Annotated in this window: 17 protein-coding genes; 13 read left to right on the forward strand and 4 right to left on the reverse strand. The window is 30.5% G+C overall.

Annotated elements, in window-relative coordinates; all coding sequences use genetic code 11:
- The first annotated feature begins 256 nt into the window (after nucleotides 1–256).
- The 6 genes from cdaA to HMPREF3265_RS09855 all read left to right on the forward strand — a co-directional run bounded on the left by cdaA (nucleotide 257) and on the right by HMPREF3265_RS09855 (nucleotide 7814).
- Complete coding sequence (gene cdaA, locus HMPREF3265_RS09830) at nucleotides 257–1063, forward strand: diadenylate cyclase CdaA (RefSeq protein ID WP_070442168.1); 807 nt, start codon at nucleotides 257–259, stop codon at nucleotides 1061–1063.
- Between the two features lies 1 nt (nucleotide 1064).
- Nucleotides 1065–1997, forward strand: coding sequence for a CdaR family protein (locus HMPREF3265_RS09835; RefSeq protein ID WP_070861564.1), 933 nt, complete (start codon nucleotides 1065–1067; stop codon nucleotides 1995–1997).
- Between the two features lie 23 nt (nucleotides 1998–2020).
- Entirely contained in the window at nucleotides 2021–3373 is a 1353-nt protein-coding gene (glmM, locus tag HMPREF3265_RS09840) for a phosphoglucosamine mutase (RefSeq protein WP_070678216.1), read from the forward strand.
- A 668-nt stretch (nucleotides 3374–4041) separates the two neighbouring features.
- Nucleotides 4042–5847, forward strand: coding sequence for a glutamine--fructose-6-phosphate transaminase (isomerizing) (gene glmS / locus HMPREF3265_RS09845; protein ID WP_070861565.1), 1806 nt, complete (start codon nucleotides 4042–4044; stop codon nucleotides 5845–5847).
- A 258-nt stretch (nucleotides 5848–6105) separates the two neighbouring features.
- The gene (locus HMPREF3265_RS09850; protein ID WP_070861566.1) at nucleotides 6106–6888 is read left to right on the forward strand and encodes an ABC transporter ATP-binding protein; all 783 of its coding nucleotides are present in this window, start codon (nucleotides 6106–6108) and stop codon (nucleotides 6886–6888) included.
- 71 nt (nucleotides 6889–6959) lie between these two features.
- Nucleotides 6960–7814 (forward strand): HAD family hydrolase, encoded by an 855-nt coding sequence (locus HMPREF3265_RS09855; RefSeq protein ID WP_256323932.1) that lies wholly within the window; start codon nucleotides 6960–6962, stop codon nucleotides 7812–7814.
- Nucleotides 7815–7870: 56 nt separating this feature from the next.
- Here the strand turns inward: HMPREF3265_RS09855 and HMPREF3265_RS09860 are convergent, their stop codons facing one another.
- Nucleotides 7871–8989, reverse strand: coding sequence for a lytic transglycosylase (locus HMPREF3265_RS09860; RefSeq protein WP_070861570.1), 1119 nt, complete (start codon nucleotides 8987–8989; stop codon nucleotides 7871–7873).
- 131 nt (nucleotides 8990–9120) lie between these two features.
- Here HMPREF3265_RS09860 and HMPREF3265_RS09865 point away from each other — a divergent pair, with 131 nt between their 5' ends.
- Nucleotides 9121–9852 carry a metallophosphoesterase family protein gene (locus tag HMPREF3265_RS09865; protein WP_037551877.1) on the forward strand — a complete coding sequence of 244 codons (732 nt, stop codon included), beginning with the start codon at nucleotides 9121–9123 and terminating at the stop codon, nucleotides 9850–9852.
- 77 nt (nucleotides 9853–9929) lie between these two features.
- Here HMPREF3265_RS09865 and czrB read toward each other — a convergent pair whose 3' ends face one another.
- On the reverse strand, nucleotides 9930–10880 hold the full coding sequence (gene czrB, locus HMPREF3265_RS09870) for a CDF family zinc efflux transporter CzrB (RefSeq protein ID WP_070861573.1): 951 nt from the start codon (nucleotides 10878–10880) through the stop codon (nucleotides 9930–9932).
- The gene (locus tag HMPREF3265_RS09875; protein WP_070580801.1) at nucleotides 10873–11202 is read right to left on the reverse strand and encodes an ArsR/SmtB family transcription factor; all 330 of its coding nucleotides are present in this window, start codon (nucleotides 11200–11202) and stop codon (nucleotides 10873–10875) included. The genes czrB and HMPREF3265_RS09875 overlap by 8 nt, the downstream gene beginning before the upstream one ends.
- Nucleotides 11203–11344: 142 nt before the next feature.
- On the opposite strand from HMPREF3265_RS09875, the gene HMPREF3265_RS09880 reads away from it, so the two are divergent.
- The 6 genes from HMPREF3265_RS09880 to HMPREF3265_RS09905 all read left to right on the forward strand — a co-directional run bounded on the left by HMPREF3265_RS09880 (nucleotide 11345) and on the right by HMPREF3265_RS09905 (nucleotide 16420).
- The gene (locus tag HMPREF3265_RS09880) at nucleotides 11345–12001 is read left to right on the forward strand and encodes an SDR family oxidoreductase (protein ID WP_048667988.1); all 657 of its coding nucleotides are present in this window, start codon (nucleotides 11345–11347) and stop codon (nucleotides 11999–12001) included.
- Nucleotides 12002–12334: 333 nt separating this feature from the next.
- Nucleotides 12335–13267: a type I phosphomannose isomerase catalytic subunit gene (locus HMPREF3265_RS09885; protein ID WP_037551888.1), complete on the forward strand. Its 933-nt coding sequence runs from the start codon at nucleotides 12335–12337 to the stop codon at nucleotides 13265–13267.
- 53 nt (nucleotides 13268–13320) lie between these two features.
- Nucleotides 13321–13551, forward strand: coding sequence for a hypothetical protein (locus HMPREF3265_RS09890; protein WP_048667989.1), 231 nt, complete (start codon nucleotides 13321–13323; stop codon nucleotides 13549–13551).
- Nucleotides 13552–13777: 226 nt separating this feature from the next.
- Complete coding sequence (locus HMPREF3265_RS09895) at nucleotides 13778–15151, forward strand: EVE domain-containing protein (RefSeq protein WP_070861575.1); 1374 nt, start codon at nucleotides 13778–13780, stop codon at nucleotides 15149–15151.
- 190 nt (nucleotides 15152–15341) lie between these two features.
- Nucleotides 15342–15737: a thiol-disulfide oxidoreductase DCC family protein gene (locus tag HMPREF3265_RS09900; protein ID WP_070442136.1), complete on the forward strand. Its 396-nt coding sequence runs from the start codon at nucleotides 15342–15344 to the stop codon at nucleotides 15735–15737.
- 239 nt (nucleotides 15738–15976) lie between these two features.
- Nucleotides 15977–16420 carry a Dps family protein gene (locus tag HMPREF3265_RS09905; protein WP_029376676.1) on the forward strand — a complete coding sequence of 148 codons (444 nt, stop codon included), beginning with the start codon at nucleotides 15977–15979 and terminating at the stop codon, nucleotides 16418–16420.
- A gap of 73 nt (nucleotides 16421–16493) precedes the next feature.
- Here HMPREF3265_RS09905 and deoD read toward each other — a convergent pair whose 3' ends face one another.
- Nucleotides 16494–17204 (reverse strand): purine-nucleoside phosphorylase, encoded by a 711-nt coding sequence (gene deoD, locus HMPREF3265_RS09910; protein WP_037551894.1) that lies wholly within the window; start codon nucleotides 17202–17204, stop codon nucleotides 16494–16496.
- Between the last annotated feature and the right edge of the window lie 165 nt (nucleotides 17205–17369).

The following is a 17369-nucleotide window of genomic DNA, read 5'->3' on the forward strand; positions in this document are numbered from 1 at the left end:
CAGAGGGTCAGAGGTTCGAATCCTCTATGGCTCACTTATTAGCACTCCTAATCAGGAGTGCTTTTTTTATAAAATTAAATAAAACTATTATAGAGTTTATCTATTTGAAGATTGATTATATTGGTAATAAATCATTAATCAATTGCTGATTAATTGAATAATCTACTTTTTTTAATACAATCTATTTGTTCATATGACAGTTGAAATTATCATTGGTATAATTATGACTATGGAAAATATATTCGGAGGAGATGCTATGGATTTTTCCAACTTTTTTGATAATCTTAGTACATTAAAAATTGTGACGAGTGTGCTGGATTTACTAATAGTATGGTATGTCCTTTATCTTCTCATAACTGTATTTAAAGGAACCAAAGCAATTCAATTACTTAAAGGTATTCTTTTTATTGTAATTGGTCAACAAGTGAGTAAAATTCTAAATTTAACTGCTACATCTAAACTTTTTGATATTGTAATTCAATGGGGTGTTCTTGCGCTTATTGTTATTTTCCAACCCGAAATAAGAAGAGCATTGGAGCAGTTAGGTCGTGGAAGCTTATTTAAACGTTATAATAATACATACAGTCATGATGAAGAAAAGTTAATTGAAGCAGTATCGAAAGCTGTTCAATATATGGCTAAAAGACGTATTGGTGCTTTGATTGTTTTTGAAAAAGAAACGGGATTACAAGATTATATTGAAACGGGTATAGCGATGAATTCTGAAATATCTCAAGAATTATTAATTAATGTATTTATACCAAATACGCCGCTACATGATGGTGCAATGATTGTTCAAAATTCTAAGATTGCTAGTGCAGCTAGTTACTTGCCTTTATCAGATAGTGCTAAAATTTCTAAAAGTCTAGGAACTAGACATAGAGCTGCAGTGGGTATCTCTGAAGTTTCAGACGCATTTACAATTGTTGTTTCAGAGGAAACAGGTTCAATATCTGTAACTTTTGATGGTAAATTACGTAGAGATATCTCAACTGAGGTATTTGAAGAATTATTAGCCGAACATTGGTTTGGCACACGCTTTCAAAAGAAAGGTGTGAAATAAGATGCTAGAAAGTAAATGGGGTCTCAGATTTATTGCTTTACTATTGGCAATCTTTTTCTATTTATCAGTTAATAATGTATTTGGAAATATTTTTAGTAATGATAATTTATCACAAAATTCATCTAAAACAATTGAAGATGTACCTGTTGAGATAATTTATAATTCCAAAGAATTACATGTAACTAAAGCTCCTGAGACTGTTAATGTAACTGTTTCAGGTCCACAATCTAAATTATTAAAAATCGAAAACGCCGATGATATCAAAGTTGCAGTGGATTTATCCAACGCTAAAGCCGGAAAATACAAAGAAGACTATATCGTTAAAGGCTTAAGTAATGATATTAATTACAATGTTAAACCTAAGCAAGCTTATGTTACTTTAGAAAATAAAGAAACTAAAACGATGCATGTTCAAGCAGATATAGGGAAAGATGATATAGACCCAAACTATAAAGTGAAAGACAGTTCTGTTGAGCCTAATTCTGTCAAAGTAACTGGAGGACGAGAACAACTTAAGAAAATCGCATATTTAAAAGCTACTTATAAAGAAGCTAACAAATTAAGGCAAGATACTTCTGATGTAGCAGATGTTACTGCTTTTGATAAATCATTAAATAAATTAAATGTTAATATACAGCCTAATGAAGTCAAATTAAATGTTAAACTCCAAGAATACAGCAAAAAGGTTAAAGTTAAAATTAATAAAAAAGGCAGTTTACCTGATGGTGCTAGCTTGGATGATATAACACTTGATGAGAATGAGATAGAGATTTATGGTAATAGAGATGATTTACAAGATATTAATGAGATAGAGGCAAATGTTGATCTTAAGAATATAACTGAATCTACAGATCAGAATGTTCAATTAAATTTACCAGATAAAGTAAAGAAATCTGATCCAGATGAAATAACAGCACATATTAGCTTAAAATAACAAATTAAAAAGGAGTATTAATGATGGGAAAATATTTTGGTACTGATGGAGTAAGAGGAATAGCCAATAAAGAGTTAACACCTGAATTAGCATTTAAGTTGGGTCGTTATGGTGGTTATGTATTAGCACATAATGAAGGTGCTGACAGACCAAAAGTTTTAGTTGGTAGAGATACACGTGTGTCAGGTGAAATGCTTGAATCTGCTTTGATTGCAGGATTAGCTTCAATTGGGGCTGAAGTTATGAGATTAGGTGTTATATCTACACCTGGAGTAGCTTATCTTACTAGAGAAATGGGAGCTGAATTAGGTGTAATGATTTCAGCTTCGCACAATCCAGTGGCTGATAATGGAATTAAGTTCTTCGGTGCAGATGGTTTTAAATTATCTGATGCTCAAGAGGAAGAGATTGAAACATTATTGGATCAAGAAAATCCTGATTTACCAAGACCAGTTGGAACAGATATTGTACATTTTTCTGATTACTTCGAAGGTGCTCAGAAATATTTAAGCTACTTAAAATCAACTATTGATGTTAATTTAGAAGGATTAAAAATCACACTTGATGGTGCAAATGGTTCTACATCAGCACTAGCACCTTTCTTATTTGGAGATTTAGAAGCTGATACTGAAACAATTGGCTGCAGCCCAGATGGTTATAATATTAATGATAATTGTGGATCAACTCATCCTGAATTATTAGCTGAAAAGGTTCTTGAAACTGAAAGCGACTTTGGTTTAGCATTTGATGGCGATGGTGATCGATTAATTGCTGTTGATGAAAAAGGTAATATTATTGATGGTGACCAAATCATGTTTGTTATTGGTCAAGAAATGCATAAAAACCAAGAATTAAACAACGATATGATTGTTTCTACTGTTATGAGTAATTTAGGTTTCTATAAAGCTTTAGAAAACGAAGGTATCAAATCTAATAAAACAAAAGTTGGAGATAGATACGTAGTAGAAGAAATGAGAAAAGGTAACTACAACCTTGGTGGTGAGCAATCAGGACATATTGTTATGATGGATTACAATACTACAGGAGATGGTTTATTAACTGGTGTTCAATTAGCTGCTGTTATTAAAATGAGTGGTAAACCTTTAAGTGAGTTAGCTGCTCAAATGAAAAAATATCCGCAATCTCTAATCAATATTAAAGTTACAGATAAGCATCATGTAGAAGAAAATGTAGATGTTAAAAAAGTGATGGATGAAGTAGAAACTGAAATGAATGGTGAAGGTAGAATTTTAGTTAGACCATCAGGTACAGAACCGTTAATTCGTGTAATGGTCGAGGCTTCAACTGACGAAGATGCGCAACGTTTTGCACAACGAATTGCTGATGAAGTTCAATCTAAAATGGGCTTAGAGTAACCAATTTAATAAAACAATTTTCGTTTTCCTTCAAAGTTTACATTTAATGTGTAGCTTTGGAGGTTTTTTAAATGTTTAATTAACGGTTTTTGTTGAAACGCTTTCATTTGATTGGTTGCGATATTGTTTGGTAATAATTTAATAATTAGAAACAATTATTATGTATTTTAGAAGATTACAAAAGATATTTATTTTAAATTTTTACTAAAAAGGTCGGAAATTGTTTGCATTCATTTATCTGAAAAGTGTAAAATAAATAATATTGGAAGGAGGAAAGTTCAAAATTAATTATAAAGCGCCAGGGCAAAATATAAGTGTACCTATAATCAAAAGTTAAATATGAGAGCTTTTGTAGGGCAATTTATTACTTTGCAGACGAGGAGAATAGTCATCGAAAATATCGGCGGATGCTATTCCGGATGAGGCTCATTCGTTAGCTTATTATTTAAAACATTTAGGTAACTAAATGCACAAAAATAATAAGAATGCCTAAAATTTATAAAATCTTAGAAATATAATATGGCTTTAATGGGTAAATACAATAAAGATAAAACATTAATAATAAATAGAATTTTTAATAAAATTACTAATGTTTAAAAACACGTTACCTTTTTAAATTTTATATAACAGATAAAATTTTCAAGCTATATTTAACGGAGGAAAAATTTATGTGCGGAATTGTAGGATATATTGGATATGATAATGCAAAAGAATTATTATTATCAGGATTAGAAAAATTAGAATATAGAGGGTATGACTCAGCTGGTATTGCAGTTGCAAACGATAATGGTACAACTGTTTTTAAAGAAAAAGGTCGTATTGCAGAATTAAGAAAAGTTGCTGACAACAATGACACTGATGGTCACGTTGGTATCGGTCACACACGCTGGGCTACACACGGTGTACCAAGTACAGTGAATTCACATCCTCACCAATCTAATAATGAACGTTTTACATTAGTTCATAATGGTGTAATTGAAAATTATGAAGAATTAAAAAGTGAATATTTATCAGATGTAACATTCCAATCTGAGACAGATACAGAAGTTATTGTTCAATTAGTTGAACACTTCTCGAATAAAGGTTTAGAAACTGAAGAAGCTTTCTCTAAAGTAGTTTCTCTATTACACGGTTCATATGCATTAGGCTTACTTGATAATCAAGATAACGATACAATCTATGTAGCTAAAAACAAATCACCTTTATTAGTTGGTGTTGGAGAAGGCTTCAATGTCATTGCATCAGACGCATTAGCTATGATTAAAGTAACGAATGAATACAAAGAAATTCATGACCATGAAATTGTTATTGTTAAAAAAGACAGTGTAACTATTAAAGACCTTGATGGAAATGTACAAGATCGAGACACTTATACTGCTCAAATCGATGCTTCAGATGCTGAAAAAGGTATCTATGATCACTACATGCTTAAAGAAATTAATGAACAACCAGCAGTTATGCGTCGTATTATTCAAGAGTATGAAGATGAAAATGGTGACCTAAAAATTGACCCTGAAATTGTTAAGGATGTTGCAGCTGCAGATCGTATATATATCATCGCAGCAGGAACAAGTTATCATGCAGGTCTAGTTGGTAAAGAATACTTAGAAAAATGGGCTGGTGTACCTACTGAAGTACATGTAGCTTCTGAATTTGTTTATAACATGCCACTATTATCTGAAAAACCATTATTCATTTATATTTCTCAATCAGGTGAAACTGCTGATAGCCGTGCAGTGTTAGTTGAAACTAACAAATTAGGTTACAAATCATTAACAGTTACAAATGTGGCTGGTTCAACATTATCACGTGAAGCAGATTATACATTGTTATTACATGCTGGTCCTGAAATTGCAGTTGCTTCAACAAAAGCATATACAGCTCAAATTGCTGTTTTATCAATCTTATCTCAAGTTGTAGCTAAAGCACATGGTCGAGATAATGATATTGATTTATTGAGAGAATTAGCTAAAGTAACAACTGCAATTGAAACAATTGTAGATGATACTCCAGTAATGGAACAAATTGCTAAGGATTTCTTAGAAACAACGCGTAATGCATTTTTCATCGGACGTACAATGGACTATAATGTAAGTCTTGAAGGCTCATTAAAACTAAAAGAAATTTCATATATTCAAGCTGAAGGATTCGCTGGTGGAGAACTTAAACATGGTACAATTGCATTAATTGAAGACGGCACACCTGTAATCGCATTATCTACACAAGAAAAGGTTAACTTATCAATTCGTGGTAATGTCAAAGAGGTAGTAGCACGTGGTGCAAAACCATGTATTATCTCTATGGAAGGTTTAGAAAAAGAGGGAGATACTTATGTAATTCCACATGTACATGAGTTATTAACTCCGCTTGTATCTGTAGTTACATTACAATTAATTGCTTACTATGCAGCACTACACAGAGGATTAGACGTAGATAAACCTCGTAACTTAGCTAAATCAGTTACAGTTGAATAATTCGTATAAATTTTGAGTCGGGATAAAATTTAATAATGTTAGACAACATTGAATTTGAAGTGGCTAACTTAAATGTGAAAGCGTTAATCGTATGCTCTTCTCTAATATAGTTACCCTATTGGGAGCAAGATGTTAAATTCATTAAGAATTTGATCTTGCTCCTTCTTTATTTGAAATACTAACTTATAAAATATACAGTTTGTTATTTTGAAAAAATGTCTGAATTATCTTACAATTATCGTATTGTGAGGTGATACTATGCTAATTTCAATGAATAATGTACATCGATATAGAAGAGGTAAGCATATATTAAACGGTATTGATTGGAATATTAAAAAAGGGGATAAATGGATATTATATGGTTTAAATGGTGCTGGAAAAACAACTTTATTAAATATTCTAAACACCTATGATTCAATTACAAGTGGCAACATAGTCCTTTTTGGTATGACACCTGGAATGGTTGGATATTCAGCAGATAATGTGAGACAACATATAGGTTTCATTTCAAACAAGCTCACTAATCAATTTCAAGATGGAGAGCATGTGATAGATGTGGTATTAAGTGGCTATTTTAAATCTATTGGCCTATACAAAACATTCAATCATCAACAATTGTTAGAAGCGCAGAAACTGTTAAAATTAGTCGGTATGGCAGAATTAGAGAATGAATACCTCGGTTATTTATCAACTGGACAACAACAAAGGGTTATGATTGCACGTGCGCTTATAAGTAATCCAGAATTATTAATTTTAGATGAGCCAGCTTCGGGCTTAGATTATTTAGCGCGTGAAACACTATTGGAAGTATTAGAAACTTTATCACATGAGCGACCTGAAATTACTATCATTTATGTGACACACTTCATTGAAGAAATCATATCAATATTTGATAAAATTTTTATTTTAAGTAAAGGCATGAATTTTGCACAAGGAAAGATTAATGATGTTTTAACTAATAAAACGATGTCATCTCTTTTCAATAGAAATGTAGAAGTTGTGAATTATAAAAATCGATTTTCTTTACACATGATAGGGTAATCTCGTTGCACATTTCATCAAATAATGCCACAATTTTAAAAAAGACACGTAAAGGAGAAGGCTATATGACATTGAATAATATCAAAGCGATTTTTCTAGATATGGATGGAACAATTTTACATGAGAATAATAAAGCTTCAATTAAAACAAAATCAATTATTGATGAATTACGAGAAAAGGGATATAAGGTATTTTTAGCAACTGGTCGATCATATACAGAGATTGATCAACTTGTACCTCATCAATTTGAAGTTGATGGAATCATCAGTTCTAATGGTACGAGTGGAGAAGTAAACGGTGATAATCTTTTCATGCATAGTTTATCGAGTGAAAGTGTTAAACGAATCGTATCTTTAGCACAACAGCAAGAAATATATTATGAAGTTTTCCCATTTAATGGATCAAGAATTGCGCTAAATGAAGATAAAGCATGGATGCAAGAGATGATTAAAGGTGATACGCCTCCAAATCATGTAAGCGAAAGTGAATGGAAATCAAGATTAGATGCAATGTCTGGTAAGATTGATTGGAAAGAGGATATACCTGAAGATGACTATGCTAAAATTTATTTATTTACGCCAAACTTAGAAAAAATAACAACTTTTAGAGATGAACTTATTCAAAATCAAGTGCTTTTAAACATTAGTGTTTCTAATTCATCAAGATTTAACGCTGAAACTATGGCATATCATACCGATAAAGGAACGGGTATTAAAGAAATGATAGAACACTTTAATATTAAACAAGAAGACACGCTTGTAATAGGGGATAGTGATAATGATAGAGCTATGTTTGCATTTGGTGGTTATAGCGTCGCAATAAAAAATGCACGACAAGAAATACAGGAAATTACTAATGAAGTGACACAATTCACTAATGAAGAAGATGGCGCTGCATTATTCTTAGAAAGCAAATTCCTAAAATAAAATTGTGGAACATAAAAGGTGGAACCCTTATTTAATTGGGTTCCACCTTATTTGTATTATTTATCTTTATTGAAATTATGACTCGCTTCATCTTTGGGGTTCTCAGATTTTTGTTTAACATTGTTTGTAACATTATTTGAATGCTCTTCAACATTGTTTTTAGAAGATTGATGAGTATTATCAATTTTTTGTTGATTACTCAATGTGTCATTTTTATTAGTTACGCTTTTATCTTTATTTTTGTGCTTTTTCTTCTGCTCGTTAGTAGTTTTATTTAATTTTTCACCACGTTTTAAGAAGTACTGAACTGCACCCATTATAAGAACAAAATAAAGGATTAAACGTAATATAACAATAATAACTTGTGCTACATACAGAATGACTGTAGCAACTTTTTGAGACATGTTTCCAGTTGTTACAGAAAGAATTGTACCAAGTGGTTGAGTAATGATAATAATAATTAAATTTAATAAAAGAACAGCTATAAAGAATTTAAACCAAGTTTTATGGCCATTTCTAATACCTTTAAAGCCAACTTTAAAGTGAGACATGGCACTATAGTTAGATTCTCTTACTAATGAAACAGTATAATTAATCATTAAAATGAAAAAGAACCATGATACGATTGATGTGATTAATTCAATAATAATTAAAATAATAATTTGAATTGTTAGTAAAATGGCAATTGCATTATCAGATGAACTTACAGCTGACTGTAATGATGTAAATAAAGGTGTTAATGCTAAATTAAATAAATAATTTAATGCCATTATAATTAAGTACATCACTATAAATAAGCCAATTGAGATTAATGATAAAATTAAACTCTTACCATATTTACCTTTTTTGAATGCAACAAATAAGTCATTGAAATGAACATTTTCACTTGAAATTGCTTTTGCAATAACATTAATTGCACCTGCTAGTAATTGATAACCTGCAAATATAAAGAATAATAATCCCAATAATAAAGCCAGGATCATAATGATTAAATATGGACCCGATGATTGTTGTAATTGCGCTGCTAGCTGCATTTGCATGAAATATTGCATAAAGAAAGTTCTAGCAACAGCAAAAACCGCAAATACTACAATGAAACTAACGATACTAAACAAAATCGTCTTAAGAATTTGCGGTTTAGCATTTTTTAATGCCAAACTATGATATTTGAACAAATATAAGCACTCCTTTACTTTAATATAAATACAATATCAAAATTTATACTTTTTTTAAAATAATATCTAACATATTTGAAGATTAAGTGTTAAAATATGCTAATGATTAAATTTTGAAAGGAGATATCATCATGAAATTCGCGATTATTACAGATGTGCATGGTAATTTCGATGCATTACAAACTGTCTTAGATGATATTGATAATAGAGAAGACATCGATAAAATTTATAATCTCGGGGACAATATCGGAATTGGTCATGAAACAAATAAAGTACTCGATACAATATTTGATCGTGATGATATGGAAATTATAGCTGGTAATCATGATGAAGCGGTTATGTCATTAGTAAATAACACGCCTTATCCTGAAGATTTGAAGGATAAATTTTATGAGCATCATCAATGGATAGAGAGCCATATGGATGAAGATTACTATGACCAACTTAATTTGTTACCTAGATATATCGAAAAAACTATTTGTGGAAAAAAATTACTATTCATTCATTATGAAATAGAGAATCAAAAATTGGAGACTGGCATAGAAGGACAGCCGTTTAGTCCAATTACTGAAAATAGTAAAGAAAATATTATTGAATTATTTAAAGATAAAGATGCTGATTTAATTGCATTTGGCCATAACCATCAAATGCATTTATATGATGATAATAAAACAATTTATTTTAATCCTGGCGCAATAGGTTTAAACAATGGAGCCAATGCCGTCTACGGTATTGTAACTATTAATGATAATGAGTTTTCAATCGAAAGAATTAAGCTACCTTATGATAATGAAGAATATTTACAAGGGTTTGATGAAAAACAAGTGCCAGCGAAGCAACTCATTTTTGAACATTTTCTATAAGTTTTAAAAATCAGGGGTTAGACAGAATTTAACTTGAATTCAACGTCTAACCCCTGATTGATTTTTAATAAGTTATACTAATGTGAGTGTTGATGCATAACTCCAGAACATAAAATTGATTCGTCATGTTGATGTTTTGGTGTTTCTAATTGAATCGTCATATGTTGTATATTAAGATGTGCTAATTCATGTTCTATTTGCTTAAGTAATTGTTCACAAGCCTCTATCGTAAGTGATTTATCTACTACTGCATGACAACTTAAAGCATTCATATCATTAGAAATAGTCCAAACATGATAATCATGAACATTTTGTATTTCCTCATGACCCATTATTGTATAGATGATTTGTTCTAAATCTATGTCAGAGGGCGTTCCTTCCATTAAAATATTAATAGATGATTTCGTAATTCCGTATGCACTCTTTAAAATAAGCAGTGAAACCACTATACTCGCAATAGGGTCTGCAATTGTAAAATTAAATGTCCATATGAGTATTGAGGCAATAATTGCACCAACAGATCCTAATAAATCTCCTAGTACGTGAATAAACGCACCACGCATATTTAAATTGTGATTGGTATCTCCGCCTTTAAACATTATAAGTGCTACTACGATATTAACTATTAAGCCTACTAAACTAATAATAAACATTTCTGTTGATTGAACTTCAGGTGGTGCAAGAAATCTTTTAATTGCTTCAACGATAATAACTATACTAATAACAAATAAAGTGACGCCATTAAACAATGCAGCTAAAACTTCAAAACGTTTATAACCAAAAGTTTTACTAGATGTGGCATTCTTTTCAGCATAAATAAATGCAATAAGGGCAACACCTAGAGAAACTGTGTCGCTGAACATATGTAGTCCGTCAGATAATAATGCTAAACTATTAGCAATAAAGCCACCTACAATTTCTATCACCATGAAAAGTCCAATAATAATAAAGGAAATGGCTAAAATTTTTTTATTATTAGTGTGTACATGTGAATGGTTGTGTGAATGTGTATGAGAATGACTAGTCATTTGAAACTTCACCTCTTAGATGTTTCGTATGATGAATGGCTTGTTTCAATAGGGTTGAAACATGTTGATCATCAATCGAATAGATTTTTGATTGACCTTGTCTTAAGGACTTAACAAGTCTAGCTTGTTTAAGGATTTTAAGTTGATGAGAAACATTAGACTGGCTCAAGTTTAGCGTATGTGTAATATGACCAACACTAGATTCCTCTTGCTCTAACAATAATAGAATTCTTAATCTATTTGTATCACTTAGTGCTTTAAAAATTTCCGTAGTCTGTATTAAGGTAGCATCTTCGTTCCAACTGCTTAAAGATACATTCAAATAAATCACCCCTTAATATATGAATATATGTTCATATATTAATTTAATATACATGATTGACTATGTCAAAAATGATTTACGTTTTAATTTTAATTTAAGTGGTAAATTGATGGAAGTAGAAATATTAAGGAGGACGATTTGAATGAGTTTATTAGTTATAGGTGCTAACGGTGGAGTAGGTTCTAAATTAGTAAAGCAACTAAAAGAAGATCAGGTAGATTTTACAGCTGGAGTACGTAAAAACGAACAGATTGAAACATTAAAGCAAGATAATATTGAAGCAACTTTAGTTGATGTAGAAAAAGATAGTATTGAAGACTTAACTGAAACATTTAACGGTTATGATAAAGTTTTATTTACTGTGGGTTCTGGAGGCAGTACAGGTGCTGACAAAACTATTATTGTAGATTTAGATGGTGCGATTAAGACAATTGAAGCTAGTAAACAAGCCAATATTAAACATTATATTATGGTGTCAACGTATGATGCTCGTCGTGAAGCTTTTGATTCAAGCGGTGATTTAAAACCATATACAATTGCTAAGCACTATGCTGATGAACACTTAAAAAATTCTGGATTAAATTATACGATTGTTCATCCAGGTGCGTTAGAAGATAAAGAAGGAACTTCTAAAATAGAGACTGATTTATACTTTGATGGAAGAGGTTCTATACCTAGAGAAGATGTGGCATCTGTGTTAAAAGAAGTTGCTTTATCTGAGAATAAATTCATAAATAAAGAATTCCAAGTTATTACAGGTAATCAATCAATAATCGAAGCATTGTCTTCATTTGAATAAATGAGTTGTTTAAAGATAATCATTGAATTAAAAAATGCTTTCATTAAACTTTAACTAATAGTAATTATTTCAGTTGTGGTGGGATAATGAATTCTAATTGAATTCTGTCCCACTTCTTTATGTGTTTTATCATTTAAATAATTTCTATTAAAATAGAGATAAAGTTGATATAATAAAGAAACGAATGGTAACACAAGTGATGTTGAATAATTATTTTGAATATAATTTCACTTTTACATAATTAATTTTTAAGTTTTATACATATAAATCAGATATTATCATTTACTTTAGAAATAGAGAATATAGCCTTAAATGGTTTTAGGAGGTGCAACTATGCCATTATTTTTAAAGCCTATTTTTTTCGAGAAAATTTGGGGCGGTAATAAATTAACTCAATTCAATTATGATATACCTAGTGAATCCACAGGAGAATGTTGGGGGATTTCTGCACACCCAAATGGAAAGAGTATGATCCTTAACGGACCTTATGCTGGACAAACATTAGACCAAGTTTGGACGCAACATAGAGAATTGTTCGGTGATTTTCCAAGCAAAGATTTTCCGTTATTGTGCAAAATAGTTGATGCGAATGAGCCGCTATCGATTCATGTTCACCCAGATGATTCTTATGCTTATGAATTTGAAAATGGGCAATATGGCAAATCAGAATGTTGGTATATTATTGATGCAGAAGAAGATGCTGAAGTTTTAATTGGTACTACGGTTAACTCTAAAGAAGAACTGGAAGATCAGATTAGCCAAGATAATTTCTTGGAATCTTTAAAAAGAGTTAAAGTACAACCTGGGGAATTTTATTTTATTCCTGCTGGTACTATACATTCAATCGGTTCAGGTATAACTGTGTATGAAACAATGCAATCTTCAGATATTACATATAGATTATATGATTATAATAGACAACGTGAAAATAGTTCTTCATTAGATGTTGATAAAGCATTAGATGTTATTCAATATTCTCAAGAACTACCTAGTATCGTTCCCGAAAATGAAATTATTGAAAATCATAAATGCAGTCACATTGTGTCTAATGATTTCTTTACAATGGTTAAATGGGAAGTTAGTGGGACATTAAATTATATGAAACCTAGAGAATTTTGTCTTGTTTCAGTTTTAAATGGTGATGGACAAATTATTATTGATGGAGAAATCTTCAAGATTCAAAAAGGTTCCAATTTTGTGCTGACTTCAGAAGACTTAGATAGTGTCTTTGAAGGAGACTTTACCCTAATCATTAGTTATATTTGATTTTTATTGTTCGTGTTATAAATGATTCATTGTATTAAAGAGGAGTGTGAATATTGAAGCAGTTTTTATATATCTCTTTAGTATGTGGTGTGATAGCAGGGGCAGGTGTCTTTTTTAATATGCCACAATATCCTTCACTTGTTATTCCTAGAGTTGTTGCTATATTAGGTATTATAAGCGCAACTATTACCATTAAAGACAAAGATTTAAGTGGATTACTAAAACTTGGTGGCATCATGATCAATCTAATGCCATTATTAGGTAGTTTACTAGCACCTCATTAAATTAATGCATAGGGGAATATTTAGAATTATTTATAATGGATTCTGAATGTTCCCCTTTATAGCAACTTATTAAAATGAGATAAAACACTAAAAAAATTAAACATAAATAACGACGATATGTTAAGATTTATAGCATAACTTAATAAACATAGCATTTAATTAAAATACAATGAAATCAATTAAAATACATAATAACTTTCGAGAATTAATTTAAAGGAGACCCACAATGGAAGAAGAAGTAAATTACTTTTGGCTTAACTGTGGCTATACTAGATGGAATCACAATGAACCGTTAGTAGGTCAAACAACATTATTTGAATCTGGAGCTCAATTCAACCCTACTCAAGGTTTTAGAGCCTTCAAAAAGGCTAAGACAGGGGATCAAGTTATATTTTATCAAGTCCAAACAGATACTGGATTACTTGGTATTGGAGAAATTATTAGTGTTCAAACAGGTGCTCAAAATAAAATTAGAGTTGAATTTAAATTTAATGAACTATTAAAACCACTTACAATTGATTATTTAAAACGAAGTGAAACGCTTGATTTTCGCATGAATAATATGCGTGAAACTTTAATCAATCAATTAACTAAAGAAGAGTATGATTTAATTGTTTCACTAGGTAAAGGTGAAGTGAAACTTCCACGTTATTTCTTCCTTTCTGAAACTGAGTCATTTGAATCAGGAGAATATTATACTATTTATACACATACGTATAATGGCATTAAACGTAATGGATATCATTTTTACAATCAGTTAGAAATAGGAGATAATCTTATCTTCTATAATAAATATGAAGATCAATCAGTGGTAGGTATTGGAGAAGTTTCTCGACATATTCATGAGAAACCACCTATTCCTGGTAGAACAAATAGTACTGCCATTGAAATATATTATGATAAGCATATTACTCCAGTGACATTAGGTGCATTAAATAAACATCCTAAGTTAAAAAATCTTTATTTTTTACAAGAAAATGCGAAACAAGCCATCGCAAGCATGAGTCAAACTCAATACGATGCTATTATTGAAATGAGTAATAATGATAGTGTGAAAACACCTTTTGAAACAATTAAAAAAACTGAAATTGATTCAGCAAGTCATGATGAGTCAATAAAACCTTTTATCTTGTTGGTTGTGGAACAACGTGAAGAAGGATTGAAAGCGGCAAATAATTTATTACAAAAGACAAATGCAAATCCTGTAATAACTAGTGGACATCCAGATTTTACAGAGGACATGTTATATGGTAAATATTTACCAAATGAAACTGGTGCCCTATACTATCGCGAAGGTTTTATCACTCAATTAATGCCTAAAAATGATAAAAGTTATTTAGTCATCGATAATTTTAATAGAATTGATCCTGACATTTTCCAAACGTACATCAATGTGTTAGAAGGATATGAAGTAACATTACCTAGATATAATAAAGAGGGACAAATGGTAAAATGGTCAAGAGAAAAAGATTCATTCTATCATTTTAATCCGAACTGGCATATTATTGGTGTAACTTACGACCGTCTAGAAGATATAAAACGCAAATATTCAAATCAATTTCTTAAGTATACAAGAATTGTAAAAGTAAATCATGAATAACTTAAGATAACTAAACCTGAGACGTTTTACTATGTCTCAGGTTTTTAATTTTATTATTATGACTTTAACATTTTATATCAAATTTAAATCATTCATAGTTAAAGGAATGCTATGCTATGGACATTTTTAGTGTTTAATGTAAGGCATAGAATGGAATATTAATAATAAGACTTAGAGGAAGGTGAAAGAAATGCCTATTATTTATTACGATGGTAATTGTGTTTATTGTTATAACTATTGCATTTGGTTAATACAGAATGGACTTCCTAAGAGTTATGAATTCGCAACTTTAAAAGGGGAAGCAGGGCAACACTTATTTGAACAACATCCAGAAGCATTAAATAAAAACAGCGTGATTTTACAACGTGGTCAACATTTAGAGTTTAAATCCAATGCGATTGCTAATCTTATCATGACTACAACGAATTACAAGTGGTTAGGATTGTTAATTAAAGTCATTCCACGTCAAATAAGAGATCTAGCGTATAATTTATTTGCAAATAATCGAAATAGGATGTGGAAGACGCATTGGCATAAACCAAATGAATATGAAAAATCCTTTTTCATAGATGATAAACGCATATAATTGATAAAATATTATCATAATTGATAACGAGAGATTTGTTAGTGAATATATATTATTTTAGTTGCTGATGTTAATCACTTTTCAAACACTGGTAAATAAGTTTTAATAGTTGATAGGAAAAGGTAGTTATAAAAATCAGTGCAAAAAATGTTAAATATAACTATTTACAGATTATAATGATTATAATATAATAATTATTGTAATAAAGAGAAACCAATTCAGAAGTACAAGGAGAGAATATAATGAGTCAACAAGATGTAGTAAAAGAATTAAATCAACAAGTTGCAAACTGGACTGTAGCGTATACTAAATTACACAATTTCCATTGGTATGTTAAAGGACCTAATTTCTTCTCATTACATGAGAAATTCGAAGAGTTATACAATGAAGCTAGCCAATATGTAGATGACTTAGCTGAACGTATTTTAGCAATTGGTGGAAATCCAGTTGGTACATTGAAAGAAAGTCTTGAAATTTCTATCGTTGATGAAGCTGGTAAAAATTACTCAGCTGAACAAATGGTTGAAGCCTTCTCTAATGATTTAACTCATATTTCAGAGCAATTAGTTAAATCTATAGAAGTAGCTGGAGAAGCTGGCGATGATGTTTCAGAAGATATGTTCATCGGTATGAAAAATTCTGTTGATAAACACAATTGGATGTTCAAATCATATTTAGTTTAATTAATCATATAAAAAGGTGCTTGAGATTTCATTATCGTCTCAAGCACCTTTTATTATCTATTAGAAGTTGAAATTACTCGGCGATTTCCAATGCAATTTCCATCATTTGAGTAAATGAATTTTGTCTTTCTTCAGCTGTAGTTGCTTCGTCTTTTAGAATATGGTCACTAACTGTAAAAATACCTAACGCTTTTTTACTAGCATTAATTGCATTCAAGTATAAACCTGCTGATTCCATTTCTATACCCAATATTCCCATTTTTTGCCAATTATCATTGAATGTTTTATCAGCATTGTAGAATGTATCTGAAGATAAAACATTACCTACATGGCTTACTGCTCCTATTTCATCTGCTACATTTTTAGCTTTAGTGATGAGATCATAGTCAGCTATTGGAGCAAAGTGACCAGGTATATTAAATTGATCAACATAATTAGAATTTGTAGATGCTGCTTGAGCAATAATGACATCATATAAATTTACATTCTCTTGTAAGGCGCCACATGAACCTACGCGAATAATAGTATCAACATCAAAGAAATTATATAACTCATAAGAATAAATACCGATACTTGGTATTCCCATCCCTGATCCCATTACAGAAACTTCTTTTCCTTTATATGTACCTGTGTAACCAAACATATTTCTAACTTCATTAAATTGTTCAACATTTTCTAAAAAGTTATCAGCAATATATTTTGCACGTAATGGATCGCCAGGCATTAAAACAGTCTTTGCGATTTTTGTTCCATTAGGTTGAATATGAGGTGTGCCATTTGTCATTAATATCTTCTCCTTATCATGATTGTTAAGCTTAAGATAACATTTGTTTAACTTTTTTGCGAATTTTTGTACTATAGAAATGAGAGGACTATATTAATTTAAATAGTTAATATTCCAGTTAGATGGAATATCATTTAAATTTAACAACATATTGGAGGAAACTAC

Source organism: Staphylococcus sp. HMSC62B09 (genome assembly GCF_001839115.1).
In the GTDB taxonomy this organism is placed as follows: Bacteria; Bacillota; Bacilli; order Staphylococcales; family Staphylococcaceae; genus Staphylococcus; species Staphylococcus haemolyticus.